This is a genomic window from Mycolicibacterium stellerae (assembly GCF_003719305.1).
Classification (GTDB): Bacteria; Actinomycetota; Actinomycetes; order Mycobacteriales; family Mycobacteriaceae; genus Mycobacterium; species Mycobacterium stellerae.
Genome location: NZ_RARC01000003.1, coordinates 346,985 through 367,596, shown reverse-complemented (window position 1 = coordinate 367,596; position 20,612 = coordinate 346,985). Strand labels below are relative to the sequence as shown.

The 20,612-nt window shown below is 64.9% G+C and carries 15 protein-coding genes; 8 read left to right on the top strand and 7 right to left on the bottom strand.

Features of this window, described 5'->3' with window-relative positions:
• Positions 1–2: 2 nt before the first annotated feature.
• Both D6M19_RS07140 and otsB read right to left on the bottom strand, forming a co-directional pair.
• Positions 3–278: an Rv2628 protein family gene (locus tag D6M19_RS07140; protein WP_327389781.1), complete on the bottom strand. Its 276-nt coding sequence runs from the start codon at positions 276–278 to the stop codon at positions 3–5.
• Between the two features lie 144 nt (positions 279–422).
• Positions 423–4,361: a trehalose-phosphatase gene (gene otsB / locus D6M19_RS07135; protein ID WP_234834733.1), complete on the bottom strand. Its 3,939-nt coding sequence runs from the start codon at positions 4,359–4,361 to the stop codon at positions 423–425.
• 184 nt (positions 4,362–4,545) lie between these two features.
• Between otsB and ppsA the strand changes: the two genes are divergently transcribed.
• The 4 genes from ppsA (at position 4,546) to D6M19_RS07115 (ending at position 11,462) form a co-directional block, all read left to right on the top strand.
• Entirely contained in the window at positions 4,546–6,825 is a 2,280-nt protein-coding gene (gene ppsA, locus D6M19_RS07130) for a phosphoenolpyruvate synthase (protein WP_123024466.1), read from the top strand.
• A 7-nt stretch (positions 6,826–6,832) separates the two neighbouring features.
• Positions 6,833–9,463, top strand: coding sequence for a magnesium-translocating P-type ATPase (gene mgtA / locus D6M19_RS07125; RefSeq protein WP_123024465.1), 2,631 nt, complete (start codon positions 6,833–6,835; stop codon positions 9,461–9,463).
• Between the two features lie 103 nt (positions 9,464–9,566).
• Positions 9,567–10,448 (top strand): universal stress protein, encoded by an 882-nt coding sequence (locus D6M19_RS07120; RefSeq protein WP_123024464.1) that lies wholly within the window; start codon positions 9,567–9,569, stop codon positions 10,446–10,448.
• Between the two features lie 18 nt (positions 10,449–10,466).
• Positions 10,467–11,462, top strand: coding sequence for an Acg family FMN-binding oxidoreductase (locus D6M19_RS07115; RefSeq protein ID WP_123024463.1), 996 nt, complete (start codon positions 10,467–10,469; stop codon positions 11,460–11,462).
• A gap of 12 nt (positions 11,463–11,474) precedes the next feature.
• On the opposite strand, the gene D6M19_RS07110 is transcribed toward D6M19_RS07115, so the two are convergent.
• Together D6M19_RS07110 and D6M19_RS07105 are read right to left on the bottom strand one after the other, a co-directional pair.
• On the bottom strand, positions 11,475–12,848 hold the full coding sequence (locus D6M19_RS07110) for a WS/DGAT/MGAT family O-acyltransferase (protein WP_123024462.1): 1,374 nt from the start codon (positions 12,846–12,848) through the stop codon (positions 11,475–11,477).
• A 93-nt stretch (positions 12,849–12,941) separates the two neighbouring features.
• Positions 12,942–14,438, bottom strand: coding sequence for a bifunctional aminoglycoside phosphotransferase/ATP-binding protein (locus D6M19_RS07105; protein WP_123024515.1), 1,497 nt, complete (start codon positions 14,436–14,438; stop codon positions 12,942–12,944).
• 127 nt (positions 14,439–14,565) lie between these two features.
• Between D6M19_RS07105 and D6M19_RS07100 the strand changes: the two genes are divergently transcribed.
• Genes D6M19_RS07100 through dosR form a run of 3 tightly spaced genes read left to right on the top strand, consistent with a single transcriptional unit; the run spans position 14,566 to position 17,146 of the window.
• Complete coding sequence (locus D6M19_RS07100) at positions 14,566–15,558, top strand: Acg family FMN-binding oxidoreductase (RefSeq protein ID WP_123024461.1); 993 nt, start codon at positions 14,566–14,568, stop codon at positions 15,556–15,558.
• A 30-nt stretch (positions 15,559–15,588) separates the two neighbouring features.
• Positions 15,589–16,455 (top strand): universal stress protein, encoded by an 867-nt coding sequence (locus D6M19_RS07095; protein WP_123024460.1) that lies wholly within the window; start codon positions 15,589–15,591, stop codon positions 16,453–16,455.
• Positions 16,456–16,495: 40 nt separating this feature from the next.
• Positions 16,496–17,146 (top strand): hypoxia response regulator transcription factor DosR/DevR, encoded by a 651-nt coding sequence (dosR, locus tag D6M19_RS07090; RefSeq protein ID WP_123024459.1) that lies wholly within the window; start codon positions 16,496–16,498, stop codon positions 17,144–17,146.
• Between the two features lie 128 nt (positions 17,147–17,274).
• Here dosR and D6M19_RS07085 read toward each other — a convergent pair whose 3' ends face one another.
• Genes D6M19_RS07085 through D6M19_RS07075 form a run of 3 tightly spaced genes read right to left on the bottom strand, consistent with a single transcriptional unit; the run spans position 17,275 to position 19,557 of the window.
• Positions 17,275–18,018: a universal stress protein gene (locus D6M19_RS07085; protein ID WP_123024458.1), complete on the bottom strand. Its 744-nt coding sequence runs from the start codon at positions 18,016–18,018 to the stop codon at positions 17,275–17,277.
• A gap of 21 nt (positions 18,019–18,039) precedes the next feature.
• Complete coding sequence (locus D6M19_RS07080) at positions 18,040–18,951, bottom strand: universal stress protein (RefSeq protein WP_123024457.1); 912 nt, start codon at positions 18,949–18,951, stop codon at positions 18,040–18,042.
• 15 nt (positions 18,952–18,966) lie between these two features.
• A complete protein-coding gene (locus D6M19_RS07075; RefSeq protein WP_123024456.1) occupies positions 18,967–19,557 on the bottom strand; it encodes an Rv1733c family protein in 591 nt (196 codons plus the stop codon).
• 188 nt (positions 19,558–19,745) lie between these two features.
• Here D6M19_RS07075 and D6M19_RS07070 point away from each other — a divergent pair, with 188 nt between their 5' ends.
• Entirely contained in the window at positions 19,746–20,567 is an 822-nt protein-coding gene (locus D6M19_RS07070; RefSeq protein WP_123024455.1) for a universal stress protein, read from the top strand.
• The last annotated feature ends 45 nt before the right edge of the window (positions 20,568–20,612 follow it).

Genomic DNA, 20,612 nt, shown 5'->3' with positions numbered 1-20,612 from the left:
GCCTACGCCGCGACGGCCACATCGATCGACAGGTGCTCGGCTATTGCGTGGGCCGCGGGCCAGTCACCGCTTCGTACCGCCTTCGCCAGCTCCTCGACCATCGGGCTGGACACACCGAGTTCAGCCAGCCACGCGCCTACCGTGGCGGCTATCCCGTCGACGGAAACGCGCGCCGCGCGGCCCTCATGCAGCCGGTCTATCACTCGGTAGGCCGACACCTGCGGCGCGGGCTGATGCACCCGGCCGACCAACGGGATCAGGCGGTTCAGTGACCTCATGGTGGCCTCCTCGTCGAGTCGTACCCCTTGATCACACCAAGATCGCCGCTTCGTCCGTAGGGCCGAACGCACGGATCCGGCTGTTCGTAGGTCCGTTTCGCAGCGGGCCTTAAGTCCCACCAGGGCCGGGCCGTTGGTCGTTGCTCACGCAGTGAACTCGACGGTGCCCCCGGCGACCAGAGTCTGCTCGGCACCACGGCACTCGACCAGCACCGGCGGAGCATCGCCCGGTTCCGCGCTCAAGGTCGCGTCTCGTCCGCTGACTCCCAACCGAAGCCGGTGACCTCGATAGCGGAACGTGAAAGCTAATTTCCCAAGGGATTTCGGCCATAACGGCCCCAGCACGATGCGGTCGCGCCGGACTTCCAGTCCGGTGAAGCATCGTTGCAACAGGTCGATGGTTCCCGCCATCGCCGCCAGGTGGATACCTTCGGCCGTTGTCCCACCTTGGATATCGACGACATCGGAGGCCAGTGCCTGTGCGAAGTACTCCATCGCCTGATGGCGGTTGCCACGGGCCAGCACCCAGGCGTGCACCACCGCGCTCAGGGTCGATCCGTGCGAAGTGCGGGATTTGTAGTAATCGATTGTTTTCGGGATCTGTTCGGGGGTGAAGCGGTATCCGAGTCGGTCGAACAGCTCGTAGAGTTCGTCGGCGGACAGCAGGTAGAACAGCATCAGCACATCAGCCTGTTTGGAGGCCTTGTAGTTGTTGGCGCTGTCGTTCTCGGCCTCCAGGATGCGATCGAGGCGTTGCAGGCTGTCATACCGGGTCCGGTAGCTCTCCCAGTCCAATTCCCTCAACTTCTCGTAGCCCTCGAATTGACTCAGGACTCCGTCGTGGAAGGGCACGAACATTCGCCGGCTCACGTCCTCCCACTTGGCGAGGTCCTCGTCGTCGATTCCAAGTGTCTCCAGCAGGGCGAGCCGGTAGTACAGCGGTATGTGTTCGAGCGCCTCGAGCGCGCGGATGATCACCCAGACCGCGATGACGTTGGTGTAGGCGTTGTTGTCGATGCCGTCGTACTCGCGGCCGGGGTATCCGGAGTGGAACTCGTCAGGTCCGATCACACCGCGAATGACGTACCTGTCTCGCACCGGGTCGAAGGTCGCCAGGCTGACCCAGAACCTCGCGATCTCCGCGAGCATTTCGGCTCCGTGGTCGATGAGAAAGCCGACGTCGCCGGTGACCTGGAAGTACTGCCACACGTTATAGGCGATGGCGAGGCCGACGTGGTGAGCGCGCGCGCTGGCGTCCGGGTTCCACCGGCCGGATCGCGGGTTCAGATGCATCCGCTGGCTTTCCTCGCGCCCGTCACTGCCGGACTGCCAGGGGAACATCGCACCGGCGTAACCTGCCTCGCGCGCTGCGCGGCGCGCTTCGGGCAATCGTCGGTAGCGGTACATCAACAACGACCGGGTCACCTCCGGCAGTCGCATGTTCGTGACCGGGAAGACGAACAACTCATCCCAGAACACATGGCCGCGATAGGCCTCGCCGTGCAGACCGCGGGCGGGCACACCCACGTCCGACTCGGCCGTGTGGGGCGAAAGTGTCTGCACGAGATGCAGTTGTTGCAGCCGAATCACGCGGCGGAGGTCGGCGTCACGTCCCATTTCGATGTAGAAGCGTTCCCACAACTGTGCCCAGGCCCTCCGGTGCCCGCGTTCGAGGTCGGCGTACCCGCCGACGCGGCTGAGCTCGCGATCCGCGGCGGCCACCGGGCCGGATATACCCCGGTCCCTACTCGTGAACACGGTGACGATCTTTTCCAGCGTGACCGATCCGCCGACTCCCACGTCAACGGCGATGCGGTGGCCTACCCGGCCGCCATCATTGACCAGGCGGCCTTTCGCATCACCGTCGCGCACCGTGGTCCGCATGGCGACAGCCACCCGGATCTTCGACTCGACGGTCTCGGCCTCCAACAGCACTGAGTCGCTTGACAGTTCACGCAACCCATCGACCGCCAGGTGTTGCGACGACAGGTCCCGGTACCGGTCGACTCCCTTGTTCTGCACACCACCGTCGATCACCGATCGGAACTCGATCCGCCCCGACCAGTTCTCTGGCTGCACCGTCGTCTCCATGGCAGCGGCGTGCGGCAGGTGCATCGCAACGAACCGACTTTGCCTGACGCGGGTGATCCGCCCGGCCTGATCGGAGAACACGAAATCACGGGAGAGCGTAGCTCGGCGAATGTCGAGAGTAACCAGGTAGGACGAGATGTCGACGTCGTCGATGGCGAACCAAGGGCCGTCGTTGATGCGAAAGGTCAACGGCAACCAGTTCGGCAGGTTCACCAGGCTCTCGTTATCGATTACCGTGCCCGAAACCTCGTCGCTGAGACGGTTGTAGATACCTGCCACATATGTTCCCGGGTAGTGGAATTCACCCGCATCACACTCGGGTGCCGCGCCCCGCACCGCCAGATAGCCGTTACCCATCGTGCACAACGCTTCGCGCAGCTTTTCGTCGGCCGCGTCGTATCCCCCGAAGGTCAGCTTCCATGGATCGTTTTCGGTGTCCTGCTCGGCTGCCAGCTGATCGGCGAGCCGCGTCAGGAAGCGACTGACGGCGTCGGGGTCATCGAGGACGAATCGCGCGGCCGAGCGCCGATCGCCGGACTCGGGATTACGGACCGCCACCCCGATGCCTCTGCGCCGGGTCGCGTCGAACGCGTCTTCGTCGGTGAGGTCATCCCCGATGTAGATCGGCAGGAGCAGGTCGGGGCCATCGATCCGGTCGACAATCCACTCGACCGCCTTTCCCTTGCCCCAGTCGACGTCGGGCCGCAGTTCGATGACCTTGCGTCCACTTGTCACGCGGAGCATGTCGCGTTGCCCGATGATCCTTACAGCAGCGATGACTTCATCGATCCGCGCGGGTGCGACATTGCGGTAGTGCACTGCCACGGTGAATCGTTTGTCCTCGATCAGGATTCCCTCGACGCCGGCCAACCGGTCGCGGAGTTCGGACACCGCTTCGCCGATGACGTGAATCGCTTGCACCCCCGCCTCGTTCTGATGGTGCGTCCCGTCCGGCGCCACCAGCTCGAACCCGTGGCTGCCCGCATACCACACGCCGGGCACCCCGATGCGGCCGCGGATGTCGGCGAGGCTTCGGCCACTGATCACCGCGACCGGGCAGCGCGCGGCGAGAGATACCAGCATCTTCTCGGCGTCAGGAGTCAGCCTGGCGGCGTCGGGGTCGCCGACGATCTCAGAAAGCGTGCCGTCGAAGTCCAACAACACCACGGGCTGCCGCGTTTCGGCCAGCGGCGCGATTTCGCTGTACGACCGAAGCGCATCCGGCATGGCAGAGATCCGTTGATAGCTGCCGCGCACACTCACTGCGACGAGATCATGAACGACGACGTCTGCCCCCCATCGCCGCAAGTCATCGGCGCGCCCGATGCGGTCAACGCCGATGACGAGCCCGAAGCCGCCGTCATGACCTGCGGCCACCCCCGCTTGCGCATCTTCGACGACAACGCACCTCTGCGGGCGCACCCCGAGTCGTTTTGCGGTCTCGTGCAACATGGCGGGGTGGGGTTTGCCTGGCAGGCCCAGTTCCTCGGCCGCCACCCCGTCGACCCGCACCGGGAACAGGTCAGAGAGTCCCGCGCCGTAGAGGATCTGGGCGCAATTGCGGCTCGACGAGAAGACCGCGGTGACGATGTCTGCTTTCTGGAGTTGACGCACGAAATCGACGGTGGACTCGAATACCGGTACACCGTCGGCCGTCAGCTCCATGAACAGCTGCTGCTTGCGGTTGGCGATGCCGCACACCGTCTGATCGCCTTCGTCGTCGGCACTGCCCCACGGAACGGAGATTCCCCGCGACTTGAGGAGATTCGCCACGCCGTCCAACCGCGACATGCCGTCGATGAAGCCGTGGTAGTCGTCGTCGGTGAGCGGGGTGTGGTCCTCACCGACGGACGGCGCCCGACGAGAAAGGAAATCGTCGAACACCGCCTTCCATGCCGCTGCATGAATGGCGGCGGTGTCGGTCACGACACCGTCGAGGTCGAAGATCACCGCGTCGTAAAAGCGCGGGTCGACGAAGACCGGCAGCCTCAAGGCCACTCTCCTTACTTCCGGTGTCCTGCCTTTATGTATGCCAGGAACCCGGTCGTCGGGGAAGGGCACGAGGTCCCACTTCGCGAACTGAGGACCTAGTGCCCTCGGCATTCGGGACCTTCGGCGGCCCGAAGATGGTCGTCGGACGGTACCGGAGCATCGGGCCCCGACAGAGGCTGGACACATGGACTCTCGAAGCGATGTGACATACGTCCGCGACATCTCCACGTTGAGGATCGACGATGCCGAGGAGGCCGGCGGCAAGGGCGCCAACATGGGCGAGCTCGTGGCCGCCGACCTTCCCGTTCCTCCAGGGTTCGTCCTGCTGCGGGACTGCTATCGGGATTCGATGCGAGCCGGCGGTGTCGACACCGAGCTGAACGCACTGCACCGCGAGGCACTTCACGACATGGCCGACGCCGGCCGACTGACCGAGCTGTGCGACTGGATGCAGGCGCTCGTTCAGAAGGCCGGGATCGACGACGCAATGCGGCAACCGATCCTCGACGCTTACCACGCACTCGGCCCGGGCGCCGTGGTCGCGGTGCGCTCCTCGGCAACCGGCGAGGACGGCGCCGACGCGTCGTTCGCCGGAATGAACGCGACCATCACCAACGTCAGCGGCGATGAAGGACTTCTCGACGCGGTGACACGGTGTTGGATGTCGCTGTTCAGCCCACGCGTCATCACCTACCGAGCCAGCCGTGGCTTCACCCAAGATCCCGCCATGGCCGTGGTTGTTCAGCAGATGGTGGATTCCGCAAAGGCAGGCGTCGCGTTCACCGCCGACCCGAGCAATGGCGCCAGGGACCGGGTGGTCATCGAGGGCGCCTTCGGGCTCGGCGAGGTCGTGGTGTCAGGCGAGGTGGAGCCCGACACCTACATCGTCTCCAAAGAGACCATGCAACCGCTCGACATTCGATTGGGCCACAAGGCTTTCAAGATCGTTCGTGGCGAGGACGGCCACGACACCACGGTCGATCTCGACGATGCGCAGGCCGATTCGCGCGTCCTGACCGAGGATGAGCTGCGCACGATTGCCGAGCTGGCGATCGCGACCGAGCGCCACAACGGCTGCCCGCAGGACACCGAGTGGGCGATCTCCAACGGCAAGGCCTACCTGGTGCAGGCCCGGCCGATCACGACGTTGGGCCACACCAAGCCGCCGGCATCCGAAGAGCACGTTGTGCTCGCCCGCGGACTGGCGGCGGCACCGGGCATCGCGTCGGGCAAGGTCCGCGTGCTGCTGACCCCCGACGAAGGAGGCCGGCTGCAGGAGGGCGAAATTCTCGTCGCGCAGATGACGAACCCGGACTGGCTGCCCACCATCCGTCGCGCCGCGGCGCTCGTCACCGACACCGGCGGGATGACTTGTCACGCCGCAATCGTGGCGCGCGAGCTGGGGGTGCCGTGCATCGTGGGTGCCCGCACCGGCACCCGCGACCTCCATGACGGCACGACGGTGACCGTCGACGGAGCCCGCGGCGAGGTGGTGTCCGGCCGCGTTGAGGCACCGGCGAGACTATCTGCGACGGAACGCAGTGCCCCGATTCAGGTGCAGAGCGAGGTCACCGGAACCAAGGTGTACGTCAACCTGGCAATGGCCGAGTCAGCCGAAACCGTTGCCGCGCAGGCGGTCGACGGAGTGGGGCTGCTGCGAGCCGAGTTCATGCTGACGGAGGCGCTCGATGGTCGCCATCCACGCGACCTCATCGCACACGGGGAACAAGGCACGCTGGTCGCGAAGATGGAGTCGTCGGTCGGCCGTATCGCTGCGGCGTTTGCGCCGCGCCCCGTGATCTACCGGGCGACCGATTTCCGCACCAACGAGTTTCGCGGGTTGAAGGGTGGCGACGCATTCGAGCCAGTCGAGCACAACCCGATGATCGGCTATCGCGGATGCTACCGGTACGTCAAGGAGCCCGACCTGTTCGCACTCGAGTTGGAGGCACTGGCCCGAGTCCGCGAAAAGTCACCCAATGTCGGGCTGATGATCCCGTTCGTGCGTACGCGTTGGGAACTCGAGGAGTGCCTGTCGCTTGTCGACGCCAGCCCGCTGGGCCGTCAACGCGGCCTGCACCGCTGGGTGATGGCCGAGGTCCCCTCGGTCATGCATTGGTTGCCCGAGTACATCGGGTTGGGAATCGACGGCGTGTCCATCGGCAGCAACGACCTGACTCAACTGATGCTCGGCGTCGACCGTGATTCCGATGTGTGTGCCGAGTTGTTCGACGAGTCCGACCCCGCGGTGCTCGATGCCATCGGCCAGATCATCAGCACGGCACGCAAGTTCGGCATCACCTCGTCGCTCTGCGGCCAGGCACCGTCGACGAAGCCCGCGTTCGCCGAACATCTGGTCCGGATGGGGATCACCTCGGTCTCGGTGAACCCGGACGCCGCGGACTCCGCGCGGCGCGTGATCGCCGCGGCGGAACGACGGGTCCTCCTCGAGGCCGCGCGGTGAGCGCGAGGTGACGTCCGTTCTTCCAGCGCTAACCCTGCGTCCTGCGCATGTCACGAGTGCACCGCTCGGCGACGTGCTGGCGCGTCTGGACACGTCGGTCGACGGCCTGTCCACCGCGGAGGCTCAGCGGCGGATCGCCGAGATCGGTCCGAATTCCGTTCGGACTCACCGGGTCAGCGCGCTGGCCGTGCTACGCCGCCAGCTCAACAACGCGGTGCTGGCCCTGCTCGCGGGCACCGCGTTGCTGGCGTTCTTCCTCGGCGATGGCACCCAGGCGATCATCATCGGAACAATCCTGGCGGTCAGCATCGGGCTCGGGTTCTTCAATGAGTATCGTGCCGAACGTGCCACGGCGGCATTGCATTCCGGTATTCGCCACAATACTGTAGTCCGCCGTGACGGACGGTTCGACCGGATCGACGTGAACTGCCTGGTGCCCGGCGACGTGATCAGGCTGGAGATGGGCGAGCTGGTTCCTGCCGACGTGCGACTGATCGACGTCAACGGATTGGCGTGCAACGAGAGCATCCTCACCGGCGAATCGGCGGCGAAAGAGAAGTCAGCCGATACCGCAGCCGAAGGCATCGACGATGCGGACGATGTGGCGTTCATGGGCACAGTGGTCTGCTCGGGCGCAGCGACCGCGGTCGTCTATGCGACCGGCGCCAATGCCGAATTCGGCCGCATCGCAGCCGGACTGGGTGAACGCGAGCCCGAGACCGACTTCCAGATCGGGTTGCGTCGCTTCTCCTATCTGCTGTTGCGGGTGGCGCTCACACTCACCATCGTCATCGTCGTCACCAACCTCCTGCTCGGGCGATCGGTGATCGACTCGGCGCTGTTCGGCTTGGCGATTGCGGTCGGAATCACGCCGCAGTTGCTGCCCGCCGTGGTCAGCACCAGCCTGGCGACCGGTTCAAGGCGGCTTGCGAAGCTCAAGGTGCTGGTGAAGCGGTTGGTGTGCATCGAGGACCTCGGCGACATCGACATCCTGATCACCGACAAGACCGGGACCCTGACCGAAGGGCGGATAGAGCTGATCGATTCCGTTGACCCGGCGGGTGTGCATGCGGCCTCCGTGCTGCGGCTGGGTCTGTTGGCAACCGACGTCGATCCGAGAATCGGCGGGGTCAGTGCGAATGACCTCGACACCGCGCTGTGGCGGGACCGGCAACCCATCAGCGACGTCACGCTGGTCGCCACGCTGCCGTTCGACCACATCCGCAGGGCGACGTCGACACTCGTCGATACCGCCGACGGCAGGGTACTGGTGGTCAAGGGAGCGCCCGAACAGGTCGTCGCGCGATGCGTCGACGTCCCCGCCGTTGCGCAGCGCACGCTGTCGGGCCTGTTCGCTGACGGCAGGCGGGTCGTCGCGGTGGCCAGCAAGCCCGCGCACGGGCTTGATCGCCTCACCGCCGCCGACGAAGCCGGGCTGCGCCTTGCTGGATTCCTCGTGTTCGCCGACAATCCCAAGTCGGCGGCCCGAGACTCCCTTGCGCGGCTCGCGGCGCTGGGTATCGAAGTCAAGATCGCCACCGGGGACAACCCACAGGTCGCCGAAAAGGTGTGCGCCGAACTGGATTTGCATTCCAAAGGCACTGTCACGGGAGCCCAACTCGACCAGCTGGACGACACCGAGGTCGATGCTGTGGCGACCGCAAACACGATCTTCGCGCGCATCTCCCCCGAACAGAAAGCCCGACTCATATCCTCTCTGCGGCGGACGGGCCGTTCGGTTGGTTTCCTCGGCGACGGGGTGAACGACGCACTGGCGCTGCATTCCGCCGATGTCGGGATTTCTGTCGACACGGCCGCCGATGTGGCCAAGGACGCCGCGGATGTCGTGCTGTTGGACAAGGATCTCGGGGTTCTCGCGGCCGGTGTTGCCGAGGGGCGGCGCATCTTCGCCAACACGATCAAGTACGTGCTGATGGGAACATCAAGCAATTTCGGCAACATGTTCAGTGCCGCAGCGGCCTCGGCGGTCCTCCCGTTTCTGCCCATGTTGCCCAGCCAGATCCTGCTCAACAATCTGCTCTACGACAGCTCACAACTGTCGATACCCGCAGACCGCGTCGATGATGAACAACTGCATGCGCCCTCGCACTGGAACATCGCGTTCATCCGCAGATTCATGCTGACGTTCGGTCCGATCAGTTCGCTGTTCGACTTCATGACCTTCGGCCTGATGCTGGGCATGCTGCACGCCGGACCGGTCGAGTTCCGCACCGGCTGGTTCGTGGAATCGCTTGCCACCCAGACGTTGATCATCTTCGCGATCCGGACAAGGAAGGTACCCTTCTTCCGCAGCCGACCCGCCTGGCTGCTATCGCTGACGACACTGTCGGTGATCGCGATCGGCATTGCGCTGACCCTGTCCCCACTCAGCGCGAGCCTTGGGTTCACGCCGCTGCCGTGGCAGTTCTTCGCCGCGCTCGTGGGTCTGGCCGTTGCATATCTGGTGCTTGTCGAGTTCACCAAGATGGCCTTCTACGCCGAGCCGATGCGCATTGCAGGTCAACCGCACCGCACCCGCGGCCGCGAGCATCGGCTCCATCGCCGGGCTGCGCGCTTCAGCCATCCCGGCCGGCTTGCAGGTCCCGCCGACGGGCGAGGGACTAGCGCCATCTCCTAAGGGACCAACGACCCTGCCGCGCCCAGCGCAACCCGAATAGCTTCGAGTGGGAAGAAGGACGGCGTCCTATCCGCAATTTCGAGCGTGGACCAAGGAGTCAAAGATGTCAGGGACATCGACCGGGTACGGCATCGTCGTGGGTGTCGATGGCTCTCCGGAATCAGAAGCTGCCGTGCGCTGGGCAGCCGACGAAGCCGTGACGCGCCATGCGCAGATCACCCTGATGCACATCATCGCCCCGGTTGTAGTGACCTGGCCGGTGCGTTATCTGCAGTCCAGCTACACCGAGTGGCAAGAGGGAAATGCGAAATACGTCATCGAACAAGCACAGAAGACACTCCGCGCGGTCATCGGAGATAACCCGCCCCTGACCGTGCAGCCCGAGGTACGTCATGACAGCGTCGTGCCGGGGCTGGTCAAGGCCTCGCGCGAGGCCGACATGGTCGTCGTCGGCTGTCGAGGTTTGGGGCCCGTCGGCGGCGCCCTGCTGGGGTCTACCAGCCGCGGGCTTGTGCACCATGGGCGGTGCCCCGTTGTGGTCACCCACGCCGACGGCCTGCGTGTCCCCGACCGCGCGTTGCCGGTGCTGCTCGGAATCGACGGCTCGCCGGCATCCGAGGGCGCAACCGCGCTTGCTTTCGACGAAGCTTCACGCCGCGGCGTTGACCTGATCGCCCTGCACGCATGGAGCGACGTCGGCGTCTTCCCGGTCCTTGGAGCGGATTGGCACGAATACGAACAGGAAGGACACGAGCTGCTGGCCGAACGCCTCGCGGGCTGGCAGGAGCAGTACCCCGATGTGCACGTTTGGCGGCGGATCGTATGTGATCGACCTGCCCGATGGCTCATCGACGAGGCGAAGAAAGCCCAGCTGGTGGTGCTCGGAAGCCGGGGCAGGGGCGGGTTCACCGACATGCTGTTGGGGTCCGTCAGCACCGCCGTCGCGGAATCGGCGAGACCTCCGGTGATCGTCGTCCGAGACTGACCGAGAAGGAATGACGAGATGAGAACTCCGGTGACCCCACACGAAACAATCGGTGCCGACGAGCTGGCCGGGATCGTTGAATTAGCCTGCCGCGCGCCGTCGCTGCACAACAGCCAGCCCTGGAAGTGGAGCGTCGAGAACGGCAACCTGCTTCTGACCGCCGATCATTCTCGAGTCGCCCACCATACCGACGTCACCGGCCAGGAGGTCCTCCTCAGCTGCGGAGCGGTGCTCGACCATTTACAGGTGGCGGCCGCGGCCGCCGGGTGGCGGACCTCTGTGACCAGGTACCCCGACACGCATGATCGGGATCGTCTGGCCTCAATCGGTTTTCAAAAGGCGGAGTCTGTCGACGAACACGATCGAGCCCTAGGCGACGCGATCACCCGCCGTCGCACCGACCGGCTGGCGTTCGCCGCGCCCGAACCGTGGGATGCGCTGGAGAAGCTGCTTCGGGAGGTCCTCGAGGGCACCGTCGCAGATTTGGACGTGATCGACGAAAACGGTCGCCCAGCATTGGCCGCCGCGTCTCGGCGATCTGAGGATCACCGCGGCGGTGACGCCTCCTATCGATACGAATTGCTCTGGTGGGCAGGCCATTCCCATGTCGATGACGGTCTGCCGCAGACCGCGCTGCCGTCGAGCACCGAGGCTAGGCGAGTCGATGTCGCCCGCGATTTTCCCGTTTATGGAACCGGAGACCGGCGCGCCAACATCGATCGCGATCACTCGAAGGTACTGGTCTTGTCCACATACGATGACAGTCGCGAGAACACCGTGCGATGTGGTGAGGCGCTCTCCCGTGTACTGCTGGAGTGCACGGCCGCCGGGTTTGCGACGTGCACCCTCACCCACATGATCGAGGTGCATGACAGCCGCGAGATGGTGCGCAGGATCACCGGACGCCATTCCGAGCCGCAGGTCTTGGTCCGCGTGGGGCGGGCGCCCGAAACAAGCGATCCGACAGACCTCACTCCGCGTCGCCCGATACGAGAGTCGCTGCAAGGCCTCTGACCACAACTGCTTTCAGGCTGGGGCCTTTCGGCTCAATTCGACGAGCTTCTCGACTCCCTGTTCGATACCCCTGGCAAGATCGTCTACGTCGGATGCGGAATCGAAATCACCGGTGATCCCGAACACCAACTCGTCGGCGTAGCTGAGAATGGCGATGCCCGTGCGGAGTTGCAATGCGATGGGCGGGACCGGCACCACCCGCACGACTTCACGTCCCATGATGTGCATTCGTGTCCGCGGCCCGGGGACATTCGTCGCCAGAGCCACCACGCCGCGCTGCGGCAGTTTCGTCAACGCGCGAATGGCCCACGCGGTGAACGGAAACGGCACCACGTTCGCGGCGGCGACGACGATGCCACCCGCCTCGCGCTGCCCGCTCGCCTTGGCCTTGGACAGTCGACGGTGCACCGCTCGAAGTTGCTCCTCGGGGTTGTCCTTGTCCACCGGCAGGAACGGCAGCATCAGCGACACCCTGTTGTCCGCGACATCGGCGGCATCGTTTGAGCGAATGGACACCGGAACGAGTGTTCTCAGTGAATTGCGCCGAGGTTGTTCGCCCCTGCGCACGAGCGCTGCGCGGTAGCTGCCGGTGATGGCGGCAAGTGCGACGTCGTTGACGGTGACGCCGAACGCCTGTCGCACCTTCGCGACATCGTCGAGACTCACTCTCGCCGAACTGAACCGCCGCATACTCGATACCGGCCCGTTGAGCGACGACGCCGGGGCCGGGCGCAGGATGCCCGCGGTGACCTCGAGAGCTCCCTCGAACGCCAGCGACGCAGCGCTTGCCGCATTTGTCGCCAGGTTCCACGCACCGCCGACCCAGCTCAGCGGGTTGAGATTCAGTTTGGGTAGCCCGACCCTTCCGTCCTGCCCGCGCCGCGCGGCGCCGATCTCTGTTGCGAAGCTGGCCTCTTTGCCGTTGTCACTGAGACCGGAGATCATGTGCATGGTCGATATTCCGTCGGCGATGCAGTGGTGCATTTTCATCAGAATTGCCCACTGCCCGTCCGCAAGACCTTCGATGAACCAGCATTCCCATAGGGGCCGGTCACGGTCGAGTCGTCGCTCCATCACGTCGGCGACGAATCGATACAACGCGTCTTCGTCACCGGGATGCGGCAGCGCCGCGCGATGAATGTGGTGCGAGACATCGAATGCCCGATGTTCCACCCACTCGGGAGGGCTCAGATCGAGCAGATGTGTTCGAAGCACCTGCGTGAACCGTGGTACCCGGGTGATCCGCTCGGCGATGCCCTCTGCGAACGTTTCGAAATCCGGCATCGGCCCTTCGATGATCGACAGGCCACCTACGGCGAGGCTGATGTGCCGGTCGGAGTCTTCGGCTTCCAGGAATCCTGCGTCGAGCGTCGTCAAATGGTCCATGACAATGACTGTGGCCGAGAGCCGATCTGCACAGTAGAGCCAGACGTCCTATTCGACTGGGACTTATTGCCGACGACGGGGGGCCTGTGGTCGCTATATCGCGAGGCAACATATGCGCTCGGCCTCGGCGAGGGAATGCGCGAGCGGCCGAGCTGTATCGATCGCATATCCCGCGTTGGGCGAATCGCCTTGCCCGTGCAAGGCTGAGGCGATGTGCGCCGTCGCATCCGATGTCGTCGGACCTCGTGTCGCGATTCGTTCCGTCGCCTCTGGCAGTGGCAACGAACAAACGAACTCGATCAAAGACGCATGGGTATCTGCGGCAAGATCGCGCGCACGCGCACGCTGATGCGCGTCGCGCCAGGTACCGTCCAGTATCACCGGGCAGCCGCCGGACAAGATCGTCCGTGCGCGCACGAGGACTTCGTCGTACACGGCCGCCACGTTCTGCGGAGCATACAAGCCGGCTTCTAGCTCGCCCGTTTGTCCCGCGATGACGCCGGTATCCACCAGATCTCTGCGGACATCATCGGTCGAAATCACGTGCGCACCAATCTGTTCTGCCAACGCATGCGCAAGTGTCGTCTTACCCGTTCCAGGGCCACCGCCGATGATGATGAGTCGGACGGTGCCGGATCTGAGGTGCTGCAAGGCGATGTCGACATGGCGTCGAGCATCGGCGGCGGCGTCTGGGTGCCCCTGAGCGACGCGTATGCAGTCGACCTTGGCCCGCACCACGGCGCGGTAGGCAATGCAGAAGTCACGCAGCGAACGCGGTGCGGGGTCGTCGGCCCGTCGACTGTATTCGTCGAGGAACAGGTCGCCGAGGTCCTTGCGGCCGAGGAACTCGAGATCCATCGCGAGGAATGCGGCATCGTCGATACCGTCGACGAAGCGCAGCCGGTCGTCGAACTCCAGGCAGTCGAGCAATACAGGCCCGTCGGGCACGCAGAAGATGTCCTGGCTCAACAGGTCGCCATGGCCGTCGACGATTCGCCCGTCGGCTATCCGGCGCGCGAACAGATCTGCCCGTCCGGCTATGAACTGAACCGCCAATCGCGCGACCTCGTCAACGGCCTCGTGCGGGACGACCTCGCCGACGTAGCGCTTCAGCTCGGCCAGGTTTTCTTGCCAGCGTGCAGAAATGGCGTGTGCCGACGCCTCCGCATCGATGGCAGGGCCGCGCACAGCGCCGACGTGGAATTGCGCCAGCATCTGTGCGATCACATCGAGGTGCCCGACTACCGGCTCGCCGGCACTGACGAGCGCGGCCAACCGGGCCGAGTTGGCGTAGCGGCGCATCACGACGACCGGTTCGCCGGGGCCGCCGTCGGGCCCGGCGAAATGTCCAACTCCGATGTAGCTCTGCGGCGCCAGTCGGCGGTTCAGTTCGACTTCGCGTCGGCAGGCTTCCTCGCGGCGTTCGGTCGTGCTGAAGTCGAGAAAGTCGGTAGCGACTGGTTTCTTGGCCTTGTACGCCCGGTCGCCGATGAGCGCCACCACCCCGGTGTGAGTCTCATGCACCTCTGCGCAGAGGTTGCCCTCGATCGACCAGTTCTCGGCGCTAGCTGTCGCGGGGCCGCGTGTCATGACCACCACCATGTCGCCGCGGTATGCAGCGAATACAGGGCCGTTAGACCCCTTCTTGGGGACCATTGACCCTGTAGTCGACACGCGCACTGCCCGAAAGTTGTGGTCGAGAGAACGGAGACCGGCCGTGCGCGACACCATAGTGGATACCAAGGTCATCAAAGACGCGGTGTGGATGGCATGCCGCGCCCCCTCGCTTCACAACAGCCAGCCGTGGCGATGGGTTGCCGAGGGCAGCGCCGTAGCGCTCTTCATCGACGCGGACAAGGCGCCGAAATACACCGACACCTCGGGCCGAGAAGCGCTCATCAGCTGTGGCGCTGTGCTCGACCATTTCCGGGTGGCGATGGCTGCGGCAGGATGGGTCGCCAACGTCGACAGGTTCCCCAACCCCAATAATCATCGTCACTTGGCGTCAATCGATTTCAGCCCGATGGATTTCGTCACCGACGGGCATCGACAGCGCGCAGAGGCGATTCTGTCGCGACGCACCGACCGGCTGCCCTTTGCCGCGCCACCGGACTGGAAATCGGTTGAGGAAAAGCTGCGGGGTTCGGTGGATTCCAGCGCGGCGCGCCTCGATGTCATCGCCGAGAATCATCGCCGGGAACTCGCAGAGGCATCGCAGCTCACCGAATCGCTTCGCCTCTACGACTCGTCTTACCATGCCGAACTCATCGGATGGACAACCGATTTCGGACTGTCCGAGGGGATACCGCGCAGTTCGTTGGTCTCCGCGGCCGAAAGCGACCGCGTCGACGTCGGCCGCAATTTCCCTGTGACCAACAACCCGGAGCGGCGTCGCGACGTTGACGAGGACCACTCCAAGATTGTCGTTCTGTCTATCTACGACGAGACACACGACAGCGTCCTGCGCTGCGGCGAGGCCCTTTCGGCGGTCCTACTCGATGCGACCATGGCGGGCCTGGCCACGTGCACCCTCACCCACATCACCGAGGTGCCCGCAAGCCGAGAGATTGTCGCGGCATTGATCGGGCGGACGACCGTCCCGCAGATTCTCGTTCGAGTGGGTCTCGCACCCCGTATCGAAGACGTCCATCCGCCGACGCCACGGCGACCGATCGACGAGGTCTTCGAAGTCCGGTCCGAGGACCGCTGAACCGCACCACGAACGCAGGAGCCAGGAACCATGGACGCCTCACGGTCATCACCATCCATAGTCGTCGGAATCGACGGATCCCGGTCGGCCCTCGAAGCCGCGACATGGGCGGTCGATGAAGCGGTGAGTCGCGACGTTCCGTTGCGGCTCGTTTACGCAATCGACCCCGACGCGACCACCGGGACGGACAACCAGTCCGCCGCGCGTGACCTCGCGAGCGCCGAAATCGCCGTCCGCCACGCGTTCATGGCGGTCGAGTCGCTGGACAAGCCCGTCAAGATCGAGGTGGAAATCCTGCAAGACAATCCGGTCCGAGTCTTGCGGGAAGCCTCCCGATGGGCCGACATGGTCTGCCTCGGGTCGATCGGACTCAAGCACAGCGCCCACGGCCGGATCGGGTCGACGGCGGCCGCGGTGGCGAGTTCGGCGCATTGCCCGGTAGCGATCGTCCACGGCCACGCGCCGCTACCCGAAGAGCAGAAATGGGTCGTGGCCGAGGTGGAAGGTTCATTGACAAGCGACGGCGCGCTGCGATGTGCGGTTGCCGAAGCTCGGCTTCGACACGCTCCGCTTCGGGTGCTCACCATCTGGCAGTCCCGATACACCGACATTCACGACAACAACGCCGTCGCCGAGGGCAACAAGCTGGCGAAGGCGAGGCTCGTCCGGCGACTCGCGGAACTGAAGAGGCGCCACCCCGATCTCGACATCCAGGCGGTGGCCGTGCACGGCAACCTCGTGAACTACCTCGCCAAACACGCCGGGTCGATCCAATTGGTCGTGCTGGCCCATGACCGGGTCAACGGAATCCACGAGCTGACCGGACCGCCGTCCTGCGGCGCACTGCGTGACAGCAACTGTTCGGTGTTGATCTGCGCACCGCAGAACGTATTGTGAGCACATATTCCATGGTGAACGGTGATTCGGAGGGCTTCACATGGTGAAGGTCTTTCTGGTGGACGATCACGAAGTGGTCCGGCGCGGGTTGGTCGACCTCCTCGGCGCGGACGACGAACTCGAAGTCGTTGGCGAAGCCGGCTCGGTGGCGCAGGCCTTGGCGCGGATTCCAGCGCTTCAGCCCGACGTCGCGGTCCTCGATGTGCGGCTTCCCGACGGCAACGGCATCGAATTGTGTAGAGACCTGTTGTCTCGGCTGCCGAATCTGCGCTGCCTGATGTTGACGTCGTTCACCTCCGATGAGGCGATGCTCGACGCGATACTCGCCGGTGCCAGCGGGTACGTCGTCAAGGACATCAAGGGCATGGAGCTTGCGCAGGCCATCAAGGATGTGGGCGCGGGCCGCTCCCTGCTCGACAACCGGGCCGCCGCGGCGCTGATGGCCAAGCTGCGTGGTGCGGCTGAAAAATCCGATCCGTTGTCGGGACTAAGCGACCAGGAACGCGTGCTGCTCGATTTGCTCGGTGAAGGACTGACCAACAAGCAGATCGCCGCGCGGATGTTCCTCGCCGAGAAGACAGTCAAGAACTACGTGTCTCGACTGTTGGCCAAACTCGGCATGGAGCGGCGTACCCAGGCGGCGGTGTTCGTCTCCAAGTTGGAAAGGCCGCGCGCAGACCCAGAGGGATAGCCGCAGCAGCCGAACCCAACTGAGGACGTGCCCGCCTATTGGCGACATTGTCGCCAACGCTTAGCCGATGGCTGGTATTGGCGACTTTGTCGCCCAGAGGCGGGCACTGGGGCGGCCACCGCTGCGAGTCAGCTGCGCAGCAAAAGGACCGAGCAGTCCGGATACCCGGCGATGGGATGGCAGTTCGGCACCCTCAGGCCGGTGATCCTATTGGCGTCGGCGCCACCCACGACGGCCAGTCCGACGCCAGCGGCGGGCCGTTTGCCATCCAAGCCCGCGTGGCCGGTGCCCGCTGCGACGGTCTCGACATCGACGTCGGGATATCGCCGCACCCAACTGTCGGTGCGCCGGTCGATCTGGCGCACGGTCGCTCGACGCAGTCGACCTTCGTGCATAGCGAGGTGAATCACGTCGTCGTTGTCGGCTTCGTCCGAGAGCACCACCGCGACCACGCCGTCAATCGACGCGGTGCCATCGCCTCGACTGCGGATGATCGCCACGGGACACCGAGCCCGTTCGGCCAGTGCGCTCGCCGTCGGCCCGAACAACGGGGATTGCGCGAATTGCCGCGCCCGAGCACCAACACACATCATCTGCGCGTGCGGCGATTCGCCGACCAGGACATCACCCGGATTGCCGACGGCCAGAACCGAATCCAGCCGAACGGATTCCATCGTCTGAATTGCGGCATCTTCTGCCCGCTCGAGCACGGCGTCACGACACGATGCCTGCTCACCGATGGGTGTGACGTGAACGATGCGCAACGGCACGTCGAGGTTGACCGCCTCGGCCGTCGCCCACCGGACCGCGTTGAGGGCGGCGCGGGAGCCGTCGACGCCGACGACAACAGGTTGGTGGCAACGATCGGCCATGACGATGCCTCCTCGATTCGGCTACACCGCTGCGGTCGGTGGGTGTGCGCCGCCGGCTTCACTGCAGACCATCACAGGGACGGTGGAGTGGTGCAGCAGGCCAAGAGCGGTCGACCCCAGCACCGCGCTTGCAAGCGCGTTACGCCCGCGGCTACACACGACGACCAACTGGGCACCGGCGACGTCGATCTGGTGCAGCAGTGCCGCGGTCGGTTTGGCAGGCTCGACGAAGCATGTGGCGTCGACGTCAGGGTGGTTCTGGTTGCAGCGGTCGACGATGTCGGTCAGCTGTGTCCACTCCGCGGCTTGCCGCGCATCCCAGTCGACCATCAGCGGATTACTTACGGCCGCGACCGGTCCTGGTATGGACCACGAGCGCACTGCGGCCAGCTTCGCCTTGAAGCGGTCGGCGAACTCGAACGCGGCGTTCAGTGCGACGGCGGCGCGTTGCGTGCGATCCACTCCGACGATGACCGGCTGGTCGGTCGGCGCTGTGTGCGTCCCGCGCCACGCCACGACCGGACAGTCGGCATGCGCCGCTACGGCCAGCGTCGTCGAGCCGAGGAGTAAGGCACCTGCGGGTGAGACCTCCGAGTTGCCCAGGACGATCATGCGGGAACCACCGGCCAACCCAATCAACGCTTCGTCAGCCTGCATGTCCGTTGATTCCGTCGTCACAACGAGATTCGGGTAGTGCGAGCGCACCGCGTCTGCCGCCTCACGCAGAAATATCAAGGCGCAGTCGCGCTGGTAGCTCATGGCCGCGGCCCGTATCGCTGCGGCCGCGTCGGTCAGGTTGTGTCCGATAATCGGCATGGCATGCACGATGTGTAGTGAGCTTTCGAACTTCAGCGCGACGGCTCCTGCCCAGAGCGCCGCGTTGACGGCTCCATCGCTGCCATCGATGCCGACAACAACGGTCTTTTCGCTCATGACACCACACCTTCGCTATGCGTTGCGGTTGGTCCGGCCGTCGTTGTCGGCCAGGTCCCGCAGTTCGCGGTCCCAACCGGCGTGACGCCATCGATTGAGCCGAATCCGCAACACGATCCACGCGGCGGCGGCAACTCCCACCGCCGAGAACCAGAGCCCGAACGCGCAGGCGATCGAATCCAAGGCCGCCGCGCTATCGGTCATCGGTGCGGATGCGCGGCGGCCGTCACTGTCGACCCATACGCTTGTTGTTTCGCCCGCCTTCACCCGGCCTGAGGTGCGCAGCTCGCCAGTGTGCATGGTGCCTCCGAACTCCCATCGAACCGTTGCGAAAAAGGGCGTCGCGAACGGCTCGGGTATCAGGGTGCTGTCCTCCGTCACCGTCGCCGCTACTTCATGCCGGCTGACCCGCTCCGTGGCGGATCGATGACTGAGGTTGTCGTGGATCACGGTGCCTGCGGCCGCCGCGACGGGGGCGGCCAGCAGAGCAATGACGACAACCAGAAGCGCCGCTACCGCCTCGATGCGATCGCTGCCGCGCACCAACGGGCTGCGCGCAGCGAGGCGTCGCGGCCAGCTACCGAGACCGAAAGTGAACGTCTGCATGGTGACTCCTATATCGCCATCGGGTCGAACCATCCCGACATTGCGATCATGGTCGGCATCACGCCCGCAAACGGAGAGGCTAAAGTCCTGGCATCAGGGGCCCATGGCCCCCATCGAGGGGTGCCGCCTGGCGCATACCGTTTTCCTCATCAGACCGAGCAAAAACTGACGGCTGGAAAGGGACCCCGATGTCGAGCACGGCGAACGTTGCACCGGTGATAGTTGGAATCGACGGATCCAAGGCGGCGATCGACGCCGCGCTGTGGGCGGTCGACGAGGCCCTCGATCGTGACGTGCCGCTGCGCCTTGTGCACGTGATCGGCGGATCACGACCAGCCTCGGCGTCAGGCGAGTCCAACGACCTGGATGTCGAATACGGCGAAACATCCTTGCGTGCTGCATCATCGGCGGTGATTGCGTCGGGCCGGCCGGTAAAGGTGGAGACTGACCTTCTGTGGGGCTCGGTCGATGACACGCTGATCTCGGAGTCTGAGTCCGCATCGATGTTGTGCGTCGGATCGGTCGGAATCGGCTGGATCGCCGAGCGCATCCTCGGATCGACGGCCGCCGCGGTATCGGAAGGCGCGCACTGTCCAGTGGTTGTCGTGAGATCCCACTCGGGGGCTCCGTCAGGAAAGTCCGACGGCTGGATCGTCGTCGGCGTTGATGACCGCCCCGCCAACGATCAGCTGGTGACACGTGCACTCGACGAGGGGCGCGTGCGACACGCACCGGTGCTCGCCGTCGCCACCTGGAGCAGTGCGCTCACCGGCGTGTCTTTCGACGAACTCGACCACCACGTCGAGACGTGGCGGCAGCGCTACCCCGACGTGCACATCCGTCCCGCCGCGACCGGCGGTGGCCTTCCCGAGTTCCTCGTCGGATGTCGCAAAGACGTCCAGCTCGCCGTGGTGAGTGCCGCGGACGCAGGCAAGGTCCCGCAGATCATCGGCCCACACGGTAAACCGTTGGTGCCGTACGGCGAGTGCTCGGTGATGGTCGTCCATTGACCTCACCTTCCGGCGAATCCACCGCCAACTTAACGCTTCTCGATG